Origin of the sequence: Shewanella sp. SG41-3 (assembly GCF_014164545.1) — a bacterium.
In the GTDB taxonomy this organism is placed as follows: domain Bacteria; phylum Pseudomonadota; class Gammaproteobacteria; order Enterobacterales; family Shewanellaceae; genus Shewanella; species Shewanella vesiculosa.
In genome coordinates this window covers 533,941-549,060 of sequence record NZ_JACJFJ010000003.1, presented here as the reverse complement: position 1 = coordinate 549,060, position 15,120 = coordinate 533,941, and the positions used below count along the sequence as shown (strand labels likewise).

11 protein-coding genes are annotated in these 15,120 nt (G+C 42.0%); 5 read left to right on the top strand and 6 right to left on the bottom strand.

All coding sequences use genetic code 11. The features are described from left to right. Nucleotides 1-1,069: 1,069 nt before the first annotated feature. From H5164_RS08395 to priA, 6 genes are all read right to left on the bottom strand, one after another. Nucleotides 1,070-1,456: a gamma-butyrobetaine hydroxylase-like domain-containing protein gene (locus tag H5164_RS08395; RefSeq protein ID WP_124015340.1), complete on the bottom strand. Its 387-nt coding sequence runs from the start codon at nt 1,454-1,456 to the stop codon at nt 1,070-1,072. Between the two features lie 172 nt (nt 1,457-1,628). Next, on the bottom strand, nt 1,629-2,954 hold the full coding sequence (hslU, locus tag H5164_RS08390; protein WP_124015339.1) for an HslU--HslV peptidase ATPase subunit: 1,326 nt from the start codon (nt 2,952-2,954) through the stop codon (nt 1,629-1,631). A gap of 25 nt (nt 2,955-2,979) precedes the next feature. Next, nucleotides 2,980-3,504: an ATP-dependent protease subunit HslV gene (hslV, locus tag H5164_RS08385; protein ID WP_124015338.1), complete on the bottom strand. Its 525-nt coding sequence runs from the start codon at nt 3,502-3,504 to the stop codon at nt 2,980-2,982. Nucleotides 3,505-3,673: 169 nt separating this feature from the next. Beyond that, on the bottom strand, nt 3,674-4,276 hold the full coding sequence (locus H5164_RS08380) for an SPOR domain-containing protein (protein ID WP_165870051.1): 603 nt from the start codon (nt 4,274-4,276) through the stop codon (nt 3,674-3,676). Next, nucleotides 4,276-6,021, bottom strand: a complete 1,746-nt coding sequence (gene argS / locus H5164_RS08375; RefSeq protein ID WP_182755587.1) for an arginine--tRNA ligase — start codon at nt 6,019-6,021, stop codon at nt 4,276-4,278. The genes H5164_RS08380 and argS overlap by 1 nt, the downstream gene beginning before the upstream one ends. 180 nt (nt 6,022-6,201) lie before the next feature. Next, nucleotides 6,202-8,397 carry a primosomal protein N' gene (gene priA, locus H5164_RS08370; protein ID WP_182755585.1) on the bottom strand — a complete coding sequence of 732 codons (2,196 nt, stop codon included), beginning with the start codon at nt 8,395-8,397 and terminating at the stop codon, nt 6,202-6,204. A gap of 81 nt (nt 8,398-8,478) precedes the next feature. Here priA and H5164_RS08365 point away from each other — a divergent pair, with 81 nt between their 5' ends. The 5 genes from H5164_RS08365 to csrD all read left to right on the top strand — a co-directional run bounded on the left by H5164_RS08365 (nt 8,479) and on the right by csrD (nt 14,988). Further along, nucleotides 8,479-9,270 carry a FimV/HubP family polar landmark protein gene (locus H5164_RS08365; RefSeq protein WP_182755583.1) on the top strand — a complete coding sequence of 264 codons (792 nt, stop codon included), beginning with the start codon at nt 8,479-8,481 and terminating at the stop codon, nt 9,268-9,270. 289 nt (nt 9,271-9,559) lie between these two features. Beyond that, nucleotides 9,560-10,810 carry a FimV/HubP family polar landmark protein gene (locus H5164_RS08360; RefSeq protein ID WP_182755581.1) on the top strand — a complete coding sequence of 417 codons (1,251 nt, stop codon included), beginning with the start codon at nt 9,560-9,562 and terminating at the stop codon, nt 10,808-10,810. A 138-nt stretch (nt 10,811-10,948) separates the two neighbouring features. Then, nucleotides 10,949-11,161, top strand: coding sequence for a 50S ribosomal protein L31 (gene rpmE, locus H5164_RS08355; protein ID WP_011639173.1), 213 nt, complete (start codon nt 10,949-10,951; stop codon nt 11,159-11,161). Between the two features lie 466 nt (nt 11,162-11,627). After that, on the top strand, nt 11,628-12,875 hold the full coding sequence (locus tag H5164_RS08350) for a malic enzyme-like NAD(P)-binding protein (RefSeq protein WP_124015332.1): 1,248 nt from the start codon (nt 11,628-11,630) through the stop codon (nt 12,873-12,875). Nucleotides 12,876-13,077: 202 nt separating this feature from the next. After that, nucleotides 13,078-14,988 (top strand): RNase E specificity factor CsrD, encoded by a 1,911-nt coding sequence (gene csrD / locus H5164_RS08345; protein ID WP_182755579.1) that lies wholly within the window; start codon nt 13,078-13,080, stop codon nt 14,986-14,988. The last annotated feature ends 132 nt before the right edge of the window (nt 14,989-15,120 follow it).

Genomic DNA, 15,120 nt, shown 5'->3' with positions numbered 1-15,120 from the left:
GGCTTAACCAAAACATCCATGTTTTGGATACTCGCTGACTCATCTGCACCTGAAATTTTTATCTCTTCGATTTAGCTCTATTTGTGACGATGGCTAAAAAGCAAAAGCAAAAGCAAAAGCAAAAGCAAAGGCTGGATCCCCGATAAAAGATCTCGGGGATGACGGTTTGAGTGTGGTGATTCAATTCACCTAAATAAAGCGGACTTTATTACAAATAACGTTAAATCGAAGAGATGGAATATCGGGTGTAAGCGCGGCTGTGACCGTCCATGACATGGACGTCATGGCCGAGTTTACAGGGATGTACTTGTAACGTGTCACAGAAGTGCTTGCACTAAGGCCTGCGGCAGGCAATTGATAACAGTCATGGTATGAACTACAGCAAGTTTTCCAATACGAAAGATAAATGGATATTAGTCGCTGACTTATCTGTACCTGTAGTTTTTATTTCTTCGGTTTGGAATTGTTGGAAACGACATTTAAGGGCCAAAACTAAAGCTGGATCTCCGATGACATATCTCGGTGGTGACGATTTGAGTGTGGTTATTCAATTCACCTAAATAAAGCGGACTTTATTACAAATAAGGTTAAATCGAAGAGATAGAATATCGGGTGTAAGCGCGGCTGTGACCGTCCATGACATGGACGTCATGGCCGAGCTTACAGGGATTTTTTGTATATAAAAAGCGCGGCGTGTCACAGAAGTGCTTGCACTAAGGCCTGCGGCAGGCAATTGATAACAGTCATGGTATTAATTAAAACAAGCTTTCTAATACCAAAAAGGTAAGGGTTCGTTTGTTTTCGGGTAAACATTATCAAGGATGTACATTGCAACGTGTTGCAGAGGTGTTTGCGCTAAACGTCACTCGCACACATCGATAATTTGGGTTTATTATCACCCAATGTGAAACCTTGTGATGTTGCTCCGGATGGGCGAAGCGCCACGACGTTAGTGGCCGCAGGTCATATCTTAAAAAGTTTTTGGCCCGCGCAGGGTGGAACCTTGCGATGTTAATTCAAACGAAGTTTGAAAAAGCTGGTGTGGCCGAAGGCCATTGTAAAACAAAGTCTATGAATACTTAATATTCATCGAAATCAGAGGTTCTCGTGAGCCATTCTCTGCCCGCAATCTGGCAAGATATTGCTGCCATAGCTCAGTTTGATTACTGCATAAGTTATGCAGTACCTGCCAAGAATATAAGCCGGTATCGTGGCCATCATCAAAGATGATTTTAACTGCATAATGACCAACTGGTTCGAGCGCTTTGATATTAACGGCTTTCTTATGGGTAACCAATATTGGATTACCATGGCGCTGCACTTCTGCAGATGGCGAGAATACCCGTAACATTTCACAGCTGATATTGTAGGTTTGGCCGTTATCGAACGTCACTTCGAGTAACTTAGATTGGCGCTTAAGTTTAATGCCAGTGACAGTAGGCGTTGATTGGGTCATGGGAATACCTATAAAAAAAGGATTAACGCTAAATCGCAGATTATCATCATACGCGACTTTGCTGTTAATCCTATTGTTGAAACGTGCATTCGTGATGTTTATTCATATAGAAAAGGTCACGAGCCTCCCATCTGTCATAATCAAATGGGAGGACGCTTGATTCAAATAATGATTATAAAATGAAGCGACTTAAGTCTTCATCTTGTACTAAGGTATCAAGATGGTCATTGACATAGTCAGCATCAATTACAAACGTGGAACCTGATTTTTCAGAAGCATCATAGGAGATATCTTCCATCAGCTTTTCCATCACAGTATGTAAACGGCGAGCACCAATATTTTCAGTACGCTCGTTCACTTGCCATGCGGCTTCAGCAATACGTTCAATACCTGACTCAGTAAACTCTATGGTGACACCTTCAGTGTTCATGAGGGCAATACTTTGCTCAGTAAGTGACGCAAATGGCTCGGTTAAAATACGTTTAAAATCGGCGGCAGTTAGGGCATCTAACTCAACTCGAATCGGTAAACGGCCTTGAAGCTCTGGAATGAGATCAGAGGGTTTAGACATCTGGAATGCACCAGAGGCAATAAACAAAATATGGTCGGTTTTGACCATGCCGTGCTTAGTCGACACAGTACAACCTTCAACTAATGGCAGTAAGTCACGTTGCACACCTTCACGAGACACATCAGGGCCTGAGCTTTCGCCGCGTTTACAAATTTTGTCGATTTCGTCTAAAAACACAATGCCATTTTGCTCAACCAGCTCTATCGCTTGCTCTTTCAAGTCTTCTTGATTGACCAGCTTAGCGGCTTCATCTTCAACGAGCTGCTTGTAAGCATCTTTAATTTTAAGCTTTTTGCGCTTAGAGGTGCTTTGACCAAGATTTTGAAATAACCCTTGTAACTGGTTGGTCATCTCTTCCATGCCTGGAGGCGCCATAATCTCAACACCTACTTGAGGTGCCGCTATGTCGATTTCAATTTCTTTGTCGTCTAATAAGCCTTCACGCAGCTTTTTACGGAAAACCTGACGGGTGCTCGAGTCATCTTTTTTGTCGGTATCCCAGTCATCTTTCGGCTTAGGCAATAACGCATCTAAAATGCGTTCTTCGGCGAGCTCTTCGGCACGATAACGGCATTTTTTCATCTGCTGTTCGCGAGTCATTTTAACGGCAGAATCGGTCAAATCACGGATGATTTGTTCCACTTCTTTACCGACATAACCGACTTCAGTAAATTTTGTTGCTTCAACTTTGATGAACGGCGCGTTAGCCAATTTGGCTAAACGACGGGCAATTTCTGTTTTACCCACACCGGTTGGGCCGATCATTAAAATATTCTTTGGCGTGACTTCATGGCGCAATGCAGGCTCAAGCTGCATCCGGCGCCAGCGATTTCGCAGTGCAACGGCTACCGAGCGTTTGGCATTTTGTTGGCCAATAATGTGTGCATCTAGTTCGTGAACAATTTCACGTGGAGTCATTTCAGACATAACTGTTCCTTTATTAACGCTCGAATTAGTAGTCTAACTTTTCGATAGTTTTGAATTGGTTGGTGAATACACAAATGTCACCTGCAATTGTTAGTGATTTCTCTGCAATATCTTCTGCACTTAACTCGGTATTTTGCAGTAGTGCTAAGGCCGATGCATGGGCATAGTTGCCACCAGAACCGATAGCAATAAGATCGTACTCAGGTTGTACCACATCACCGTTACCGGTAATAATGAGTGATTCTTGAGCATCGGCTACCACTAGCATAGCTTCGAGTTTACGTAGCATTTTGTCGGTGCGCCAATCTTTGGCTAATTCGACAGCAGACTTTAATAAATGGCCTTGATGCATTTCGAGCTTAGCTTCAAAGCGCTCAAAAAGAGTAAATGCATCGGCAGTACCGCCAGCAAAACCAGCTAGTACTTTATTGTGGTATAGGCGGCGCACTTTACGGGCATTGCCTTTCATCACGGTATTGCCTAGAGACACTTGGCCATCACCAGCGATGACGACTTGATTATTGCGGCGAACGGATACGATAGTAGTCACGGTAAATCCTCTTCCTAATACATCAACGGCTCATTAGGGTGAATGCAATTGTTGATTGTTAAAATGGATATGGGGCCAAAATGCTAAATATCAAGCGATGGTTAACAAAAAGCCCTGTTCGAATGAACAGGGCTAATATGAGATAAATGTTATCAGCAGACTTGTGGTGTTATTCCCATAACCAAATAATGCAGCCATTTAAACCTGCGCTTTGCATCTTATGCCGGTTATGTTCTGCCTCGCGTTTGTTTGGATAAGGCCCTAACACTACTCGATACCATATTCCGTTGGTGCCTTCACTACGACGAACTTGTGCTTCAGCACCTTGGAAGGCGATTCTGGCTTTCATTTCATTTGCTTGCGATTCTTGTCTAAACGATCCGCATTGCATTTGATAGATACCACTTGAAACCACTCCAGACTGAGGCAAGTCAATTTCAACTTGCTTGTTTTCAAGCTCCTCCAGATAAGTCCATTCTTCTTGTGGCTTAGGTGGTAATGCATTTGGATCTTTCTTAACCACTTTTTTAGGTGCATCTGCGGCGACGGCCTGTACGGTTTTCTTTTTCGGTTGCTGAACCGGCTCACTTGTTACTGGTGAGTCAGAGCTACCATTAATCGACCATAAAAAGTAACCAAAGCCGCTCAATAATGTGAGTATCACAAACACAGCAAAATAAGGAAAAGAGCGTTTAGGTGCTTTTTTTCGTTGTGGCGCGCGGGCTTTTGCGCCCGCCCGAGGTTTGCGATTTGCGTAGTCACGACTCATGATTACATCCGCTCTAGGGTTTCAATGCCAAGTAGTGACAAGCCCGTTTTTAAGGTCTTTGCGGTTAATTGCGACAACAATAAACGGCTTTGTTTTTCGGCTTCAGTTTCGGCAGCCAATACTGGACAAGCTTCATAAAAACTCGAAAATTCGCTAGCAAGCTCATAAAGATATCCACATAGTACATGTGGTAAGCCTTTGTCTGTCATGCGAGTTAATACTTCACCAAACTGGGCTAATTTAGTGCCTAAGTCTTTTTCTTTTTCATGTTCGAGCACAATCTTAGCTTGGCTAAGGTCAATATCTGCCGCACGCTTGAAAATACCGGCAACACGTGTGTAGGCATATAATAGATAAGGTGCAGTATTGCCTTCAAAACTGAGCATTTGCTCAAAGCTGAAAATATAATCGCTGGTTCTGTTTTTAGATAGGTCTGCATACTTAACCGAGCTGATCCCAACTACGCGAGCAATTTCAGTAAGGGTCGCTTCATCCATATCTGGGTTTTTGCTACGAACAAGTTCAAGTGCTCGCACATCGGCTTCATCAAGTAAATCAACTAATTTAACTACACCACCAGAACGAGTTTTAAAAGGGCGTCCATCTGCACCGTTCATGGTGCCAAAGCCTGTGTGCTCTAGTGACATTTCTGGGTGTACAAATTTAGCTAATTTGGCGAGACTAAACACTTGCTGAAAATGCAGTGCTTGGCGTAAGTCGACAAAGTACAACGCGCGATCGGCTTTTAGTACGTTTGAACGATAACGCATGGCAGCAAGGTCTGAAGTTGCATATAAATAGCCACCATCAGCTTTTTGGATGATAACAGGAAGAGGTTCACCCTCTTTGGTACGAAATGCTTCTTGGAACACCACTTTAGCGCCATTACTTTCGTCCAACAAACCTTGAGCATCAAGATCGCTAACCACTTGAGCAAGGTCGGCATTATAGGCGCTTTCGCCATGCACATCGGCGCGGGTTAAGCTAACCCCTAAACGTTTATAAACATCATGGCAGTGGCTTAATGAAATATCGTTAAATTCGCGCCATAATTTATTACAGTATTCGTCACCAGATTGTAAAGCGACCACGAGTTGACGAGCACGAGTGGCAAATTCAGTCGACTCATCAAAACGGACTTTAGCTGCGCGATAAAAACTTTCTAAGTCAGACAATTCCATTTTGGCTTGTTCGCCATTGGCTGCGCGTAATTCTTCCATTAGTGCCAGTAGCATACCAAACTGAGTTCCCCAGTCGCCTACGTGGTTTTGACGGATCACCTTATGGCCTAAAAACTCAAGCGCGCGCACTACGCTGTCACCAATAATGGTTGAACGTAAGTGACCGACGTGCATTTCTTTGGCTAAGTTTGGCGAAGAATAATCAACAACGATCGTTTGCTTAGGCGGTAATATCACGCCTAGGTGGTCATTGTTTAGCGCTTGTTGTAGCTGATTAGCTAATGCATTGTCATCAATAAAGAAATTAATAAACCCTGGACCAGCAATTTCTACTTTGGCCACATAAGATGAAGCAGGCAAGGTATCAATGATCAGCTGCGCTAACTCACGAGGGTTCTTTTTAGCTACTTTGGTTAGCATCATTGCCAGGTTAGTCGCTAAGTCACCATGACTTTTATCTTTAGTGCGATCGACCTGAATGCGGGCTTGAAAATCAGCCGGCACAATCCCTTGCTGTTTGAAGGATTCGATGGTTTGTTCTAGTAAAGATTCAATATGTGATTTCATGGGCTTTTGCTTGCACTAATTCGTTAAATGAATGACATGACGGAACCGCATATTTTAGCCGTTTATAGGGGGTGATTGCTATCTGCTTTAACGGAAATATTGGTTTTTTTATGTTGATTATGAACCTAAGTGAAGTTTATCACTGGTATAAGGTCGGTTTACTTCCCGTACAGCAGGCGATTACATCAAATCCTGTGGGTCACGATCGATACTCCAGCGACAACGTTTACTTTCTGGTATTTGTTCAATAAGCGCTAAAACCCGTTCAAATTCGGTTTGTAAACGCTGCCGACTTTTGGCTTGCAGTATTAATTGGCGGCGGTATTTGCCTGCTTTACGATCAAGCGGTGCCGGAATTGGACCAATAATTTCAAAGTCTTTATCTTGGGGGAGTAGTTCGCTAGTGCGTGTTAAAAAAGCATCAGCATCTTCAGCTAAATGTGCTTCAGCGCGAATTAATACCATGTGCCATGCCGGTGGTAATAATGCTTGTTGACGTTCTTTTAGCTGACTACGAGCAAACTCACCATAACCGCGTTTCAACAGGTCGCGCAAAATTGGGTTATCACTTTGATGGGTTTGCAGGAGTACTTTACCGGGTTTATCAGCGCGGCCAGCACGGCCCGATACTTGGGTGTATAGCTGGCCAAATCGTTCTGGTGCGCGAAAGTCTGCACTAAACAGGGCGCCATCAACATCAAGTAAACCCACTAAGGTGACATCAGGAAAGTGATGACCTTTTGCCAGCATTTGTGTGCCAACGAGGATTTTATATTTACCCATGTGTATGCCTTGCAACTGCTGTTCAAGTGAACCTTTACGCCGCGTGGTGTCGCGGTCTATTCGCACTACAGGATATTTGGGAAACAGTTTTACGATTTCTTGTTCCAGTTGCTCGGTACCTAAACCATGGCCCATTAGCATAGTGCTGCCGCATTGGTGGCATTGGCGCGGAATAGCGTATTGATTACCGCAATGATGACAACATATTTCGTTTAAGCCCTGATGGACGGTAAAAAAGGCATCACAGCGATCACATTCATGTAAATGGCCACATTCATGACACAGTAACGCGGGCGCAAAACCACGGCGGTTTAAAAATAGCAGCACCTGATTACCCGCATCAAGGTGCATGCGCATTTCGTTAATTAATGATGCTGACATCCCCGCTTTTAGGGGTTGCGAAGTAATATCAATAATACCTTGTTTCACTTTTTGCGCTGCGCCAGCGCGCTCACTTAATTCAAGGTGATGATAGCGTCCGGATAAGGCATTTTGTAAGGTTTCTAATGATGGCGTTGCTGAACCTAAAACCACCTGAATATCTTCAAGGTGTCCCCGCATTACGGCTAAATCTCGGGCGTGGTAGCGCACACCTTCTTGTTGTTTAAAGCTACTGTCATGCTCTTCATCAAGAATAATTAACCCAGGAAAAGCCATGGGAGTAAAGAGTGCTGAGCGAGTGCCAATAATAATTGCCGCTTCACCGACACGAGCCTGACGCCAAGCTTCTAAGCGTTGATTATCGGTTAGGCCCGAATGGATCACAGCGACATTGACTTCGAAACGACGTTTGAAGCGATTAATGGTTTGCGGGGTTAAGCCTATTTCAGGCACAAGAATGAGCGCTTGTTTACCTTGTTGTAAAATAGTCTCAAGCAAGGCTAAGTAAACTTCAGTTTTGCCTGAGCCAGTAATCCCTTCTAATAAAGTGCAATGAAAACCTTGCTGTTGAGTGAGTACCGATACTGCGACAGCTTGCTGTTTGTTAAGCTTGTGGGGTGATTCATTCATGATCAGTTGTTGACGCCAACTTAAATCATGGCAGAGCACTTTTTCTTGCCGTTCAATCCAGTGTTTTTGTTCTAATGCTTTTAATGCCGCCTTGCTTAATTGTTGAGTGGTGAACTCATCATGGCTGATGGGATTTGCCAGCAATAACTCGTGCAGTTTTTTCTGTGCCGGAGCGCGTGTTAATACGCTAGGATCAGCATTGCGTCCTTGCGGGCTTAAATGATATTCAACCACGGCTTGTGGCGTTGCTTCTAAGCCTTTTCTCAATGCCACTGGCAGCGCTTGACTGAGCATTTGCCCTTGAGTGGTAAAGTAATATCGGGCGGCCCACAGGGTTAATTTATATAGCGAATCAGGTAGCAATGGGGCATCATCTAACACAGCTGTAACAGATTTTATTTGATGGGGTGCCAAGTCACAGCTGTCTGTAATTGCAGTTATTAAGCCAATGAGTTGTTGAGAGCCAAACGGTACTTTGACCCTAAGTCCTATTTGTAATCCCGCTTGCTGCTGGTCTTTTACGCGGTAACTAAAGTTTCTGCGTAATGGGACGGGTAAGGCAACTTCAACAAACACGGGCATAAGGTTTCATCATTTTCAATTCTGTAGTGGATTGCGGATCAGTTTACCTCTAAGTGTCATCAAAGAGATAGGGCAACATATATGCGTAAAGGACTTATTGAGGCTATTATCCTAGGGTTTGGATTATTGAGCTATATTGCTACAGCAATGGCTCAGGTTAATCATGTCAGTATTAATAGTCGTCAATTTGAAGTAAATCATTTACCGCAATTAAAAGTTAATGTGGTGGCACAAAATGATGATGTGTCGCGATTAGGATTTTATATCCGCCAGTTAGAGAATAACAAGGTTGAGCAGCAAAAGTTAACGGTGCAAGCCATTAATCGCTTTTTACTTCAACTTAATGGTAGCGAGATAATCAGTGACTCAAATGCGCAGTTGATTATTACTGAAGCCACTTCGACAGGAGCGGTCACCTTGGCTGTTGTGGCTATTTTTGATGCGCCATATTCGCTCAATGGTGCAAAGATAGCGGTCAACAGTGAACATCGGCCAATACCTGACGCTAATCTGCCAGTAATGGGTACTTCCAAACATCAGCAAGTTGATCATCGCGTGGCTCAAGTGCCATCGGTGCCATCATCAACTATTGTATCGACTCAACAAGTTAACTGTTTGCTTGAACGTGATAATAGTGACACCTTATGGCGAATAGCTAATCGTTATAAACAACAGTGGAATACGAGCGTTTACGGTGCGATGTTAGCTATATTTGAGGCGAATTTATTGGCATTCTCTAAGCAAAAAATCCACTTGTTACTTAAAGATGTGCCATTGAATTGCCCATCAACAATGATTTTGGCGCAATATGATAATAAAGCGGTCGACAAAAAAGTATTCGAGGCGATTGAGGCAAAACATGCCAATCAATAAGTTTGATGCTGATCATCTGTGATAAAAACGCTTATGTAGTCGAGTATTTGCTCTTTCTGTCAGTAATTAGTTGCAGCAGATTATGTTAGTTTATATAGTTGCACATGTTAATATTTGTGATGTTAGGCATTTTAAAAATTAAAAAAGTAAACAATAATAATAAATTACAGCGTGATAAACGTAGCATTAACACTTTAACAATCAGTGTATAAATGCACAAAGTATCATGATTTTTACAGCATAACTGTATGCTGTATGGAAGCGGTTTATAATCGAAAGGATTGTATTGATGAAACGCGTTAAGATGCTAACTATATTAGCATTACTTGCATTTAACAGTATTTCAACTGTGATCGCTGAAGTCAGTCATATCAGTATTGATACCATTCCATTTGAAAGTGGCCAAACACCTAAATTAACCGTGAATGTTATAACTGATCATCATGATTTATCGCGGCTGACGTTTTACTTACGCCAAATTTATAAAGACAATATCGTGCTAGAAAAGCTCGATGTTGAGCGACGTGATAATGATGTTTTTGTATTAACAGGCACTGAAAAAGTTCGCGATCAAGATGCGGCATTAATTGTATCGGAATTTCGTAATGCTAAATGGCTGCAATATTCCCCTGTAGCTTTATTTTCTCAATCTGTTGCCCAGAGTAAACACCAGCCGGTAGCCATTAAAACGATGAAGTCGTCTGCGACATTATCGACATTAAAACCTACGCCAATAAGTCACCAGAGCAGCGTTACACCTCAAGTCGCGACAACGCAAAAAAATCTGAGTGATTGCCAGATTAATCAGTTAGCGAGTGATACCTTATGGAAAATAGCGGTGCGCTATCGTAAGCAATGGAATTCAAATATCTACGGCGCAATGCTTGCCCTTTATGAAACCAATCCATCTGCATTCTACCAAGATAAAATTAGCCAATTAAAAGTCGGGAGCGCATTACGTTGCCCATCAGTAGAGATGCTATCGCGCTACCAAAATGTTGCTGCAGATAAAGTAACATTTGATAATGTAGTGGCCAGCCAAGGCGATAAGTCTCAACAAGTATCAGCTTCAGATTTGCCTGTTACTGCATCCATGGAAACGCCGCAAGCAACACAGATCGATGATTCGCTTAATGCCGACAGTAAAGAATTAGAGAGTAAGCAACTGCTGGCTGCCATTCATGAAACACAAACGCTGCCTCAGCCAATTCTGGTTAATGTCGAAACCAAGATGACACTAGCTGAAACCGATCGGCAAAGTCCTGCACTGAATAAGTCCTGCTTACTTGATAAATTGCCTCAAGATACCTTATGGCGGGTTGCTGATCGTTATTACCGACAATGGCAAATCAGCGTATTTGGTGCGATGCTGGCGATTTATGATGCCAACCCCAATGCGTTTGCTAATCAGAAAATATACTTACTGATGTCTGATAGCCGTTTAAAGTGCCCATCTGAGGAGATTGTGCAGCAATATCAAAATTCATCTAATGCCCAAGCTACTTATGATGAGCTAGTGTTGTCGCACAAGTCTTCCTAGTACTGTGTAGAAATTCTACTTGTTTGTGTACCTGAGACCCTGTATTATTCCGCGCCTAAAACATATTGTTATTAACTGCATGTGGTGCTCAACTTCGGGTTGGGAGAGCGACATGGCCTTCAATTTAAGGTACTCCAAATGAAAACAGGTATACACCCAAATTACGCTGAAATTACTGCAACTTGTACTTGTGGTAACATCATCAAAGTGAACTCAACTGCAGGTAAAAACCTACACTTGGACGTATGTGGTGCATGTCACCCATTCTACACTGGTACTCAGAAAGTTGTTGATACTGGTGGTCGTATTGACAAGTTCAACAAGCGTTTCGGTATGCTTGGTAAAAAGTAATTGCATTGCAATTGACTTGAAAAAGGCGCCTTCGGCGCCTTTTTTATTTTCTACAACTAGCATAATTCCATTTCTTAACCTGAGTTATCCTAAAATAGTGTTGTGCTGAGGCGGAAACTAATTTTTTAGTAGTAAACAATGTAAAAAAGCATAAACAGCGCTTTATTGTTATTTAGACAAAATAAACTGCAAATATCGTCGTCTTTATCCGTTTATTATCGTAAATCTTGTTATTTTCCTACACTTTTAACTTATTGATTTATATATATTCATATTCAATTAGTTAGATTAATAAAACCTAGCCTCTATTCTTGCTCACAACACCTCCTATCATTGAGTTTTTGATTTATATCGTTTCAGTATTAGCGTATTGTTATTAAAATTTTAGAGGGTTAGCAAGGTGCTAATTGATGGGCTCCTTACATCATCCTCTCCGTCATATATAGCGTATTTCAGGATGTATACAATGTCAGATATTCGTCAACAAGCTCTGGATTATCATGAATTTCCAGTACCAGGAAAAACGGCTATTTGCCTAACTAAACCTGCTCAATCAAGTCACGATCTTGCTTTAGCATACAGTCCCGGTGTTGCAGAGCCTGTTAGAGAGATCGCTTCTAATCCTGAAAATGCTTATCGATATACCAATAAAGGTAATACCGTTGCGGTTATAACCAACGGCACTGCTATTTTAGGGCTAGGGAATTTAGGTCCATTGGCGTCAAAACCTGTGATGGAAGGCAAATCATTACTATTTAAACGTTTTGCGAATATTGATTCGGTTGATATTGAAGTGAAACATCGCACCACTGAAGACTTTATCAATACTGTTGAGTCGATTGCCGATACGTTTGGTGGCATTAATTTAGAAGACATCAAGGCGCCTGAATGTTTTGAAATTGAACAAGAGCTGATTAAGCGCTGTAATATTCCAGTGTTTCATGATGATCAACATGGCACCGCTATTGTTACGGCTGCAGGTATGTTGAATGCCCTCGAAATTCAGGGCAAAAAAATTGACGATGCTATCTTTGTTTGTTTAGGTGCCGGTGCTGCTGCCATTGCGTGTATGACAATGATCGTTAAATGTGGTGCATTACGTGAAAATGTTTATATGCTCGACAGACAAGGTGTTATCCATACCCGCCGTGAAGATTTAAATGAATATAAAGCCTTATTTGCCAATAATACCGATAAACGCACCCTGCAGGATGTAATAAAAGATGCCGATGTATTTTTAGGGTTATCGGGGGCGGATTTATTAACCGCGGATGATATTGCGTTAATGGCACCTAATCCGGTGATTTTTGCCTGTTCAAATCCTGATCCTGAAATTAAACCTGAATTAGCTCATAACATTCGTAAAGACCTCATTATGGGCACGGGTCGAAGTGACTATCCAAATCAAGTCAATAACGTATTGTGCTTCCCATTTATCTTTAGAGGTGCACTTGATGTGCGCGCTGCGGTCATTAACGATGAGATGAAGTTAGCGGCTGTTTATGCTATCGCAAACCTCGCGAAAGAGCCGGTTCCAGCAGAGGTATTGGCTGCTTATCCCAATGTGTCATCGTTGAGCTTTGGTGCTCAATATGTGCTGCCAAAACCAATGGACCCAAGATTATTGCCGCTGGTTGCTCGAGCAGTATCGCAAGCTGCGATTGATTCTGGTGTGGCTAAAATCACCACATTACCGACAGAATATAAGGTATAAGCTGCTCGGGACTGGGTATCTGATGCTGCTCTGAGTCTGAATGAATTCATCACATGATTAACGTAAGGGGCTTGGCCCCTTTTTTTTTAGCTATCATACCCGTATAAGTAAAAACGATTAGTGAACTTGTTGGCACAATGGTTATACTGGATGAAAATTAACTTGTTAATAAAATAAGTAAATCCAGCAGGATAGCGGATAAATGAAGCTTACCAAGATTCTTACCAAAAAACTGACTAGCTTTTGGCTGCTTTCATTGGCTGCGGTGGCCTTTGTGTTTTTACTGTGCGCGGTAATGGGTTTTACTCAGTTAACCTATACTTTTCAGCAGCAGAAGGTGGCTGAATTAGAGACCATGTTAGTTGCTGACTACCAACAACATGGCAATAAACAATTTTCTACTTGGTTACCCCCTTTACTGACTGCTTATAAGGCGGTTGATTTTTCCTTGTCGCATAACAGTCAATTAATTTATCAATTTCATCATGAGCAAGCCTCTGCATCTAAAAGTAGTTTAACTCTTTATAAAAGCTCGCTAAGTAAAGGGCAGTTACTCATGACGATGACTTTACCGCCACCATTTTCGTTACGTAATTTTGGCTGGCATGAGCTCGTTATTCTGCTTATTGGTTTTACTAGCATCGGTTTTTTTGTCCGCTTTGGCTACGGTTGGTATTCCAGAGAGCTAGATGGGATAGAGCAACTCGCCCAGCGCAGTAAGCTCATTCTCGATGGTCATTTAAAACAAGCTGCCGATGTACCTACTAACGGTAAGCCTCGAATGATTAATCGTGCCATCAGTAAATTACTTGCAGAACTCGATGATGCTCATAAAGAACGCGGCCGTTTAGATCAATTTATCCGTAAAGATACTTTTTTAGACAAACAAACCCAAATTGGTAATCCTATATTTTTTCAAAACCGTCTTGATGGATTAAGTCACCACCAGAAAATGGTTGCCCATGGTGTATTGATGCTCATAGAGTTTGATGATGTTGATTTAGTGGAAGACCAATTCGGTGAAGGTGGCGTTAAGGCCATGCTTTCATTGACTACAGAAGCCATTACAGCGGTATTAATGCAATATGAAGACAGTATTTTTGCGCGGCGTAGCTACTCACAATTAGCCATTGTTGTACCACAGTTATCTTTGCTTGAAGCCGATCAGTTAGCGCAGCGAATACTCAAAACCTGCATCGCATTGCCTTTTTATGGCATTGGTAATCCTGATAATTTCTTTCATCTAGGATGTGCTTTTTTTAAAGCTGGCGATCTACAGTTACAGCTTGTTGAAGAAGCTGAGATGGCCCTCCGAGCGGCACAACTTCAACGAGTTAATAACTGGTTCATGTACGATAAAGGTGCACTCGATGAGCAAATCGCCAAAGGCTCTGTTCGATGGCGCAGTTTTATTGAAAATGCATTGGTATCAAAACGATTTTTCACCTTACAACAAGCCATTGTAGATAGTGATAATCAAATTATGCACTATGAGATTTTTAGTCGTGCCCGAGATTTACAGGGTAATGATGTGCGCGCCACTTTGTTTATTCCAATGGCTAATAAATGTGGATTGATGCCGCAGATTGAGCGACAAGTATTGGAACAAGTACTTTTTAGGCTAATGTCTGACAATACATCAAGCTACAGTATCAACTTGAGTCTTGATAGTTTGACCAGTAGAGCATTTGTTCGCTGGTTACAATCGACTTTATTAGAGCATCGCCCCTTAGCCGCGCGACTGATTTTTGAGGTGTCTGAAGACATTATTGTTAAAAATCAGGAAAATATCTCACTGGTTAAGACTCTGGATATGCTGAGGAAAATGGGCGCTAAATTGGCTGTAGATAATGTTGGACAATCTGTTGTCGGGACTCACTATATTCAGGAGTACCATTTTGATTTAGTGAAATTACATCGCTCTATTGTACGCCGAGTCCATCAACGTTCCGAGAATCAATTATTCATCCGCAGCCTAATTGGCGGCCTTTATCGAGCCGAAGTGAAAGTGATTGCTGAAGGCGTTGAATGTTTCGAAGAATGGCAAACGTTAAAAATTCTCGGTGTAAGTGCTGCACAAGGCGAGTTTTTAGAGCAAAGATCTGAAGTTTAGGTGTTAAAATGCTATGTTTGCTGTAATTGATTGGCCTTATACCTTGTTTATCAAAAGATTACTCTCTATCTTAAACGCATATACACTTTGTTAATATATGGCTTGGTTGTTATTTAGTTGTTGTTTTTACGT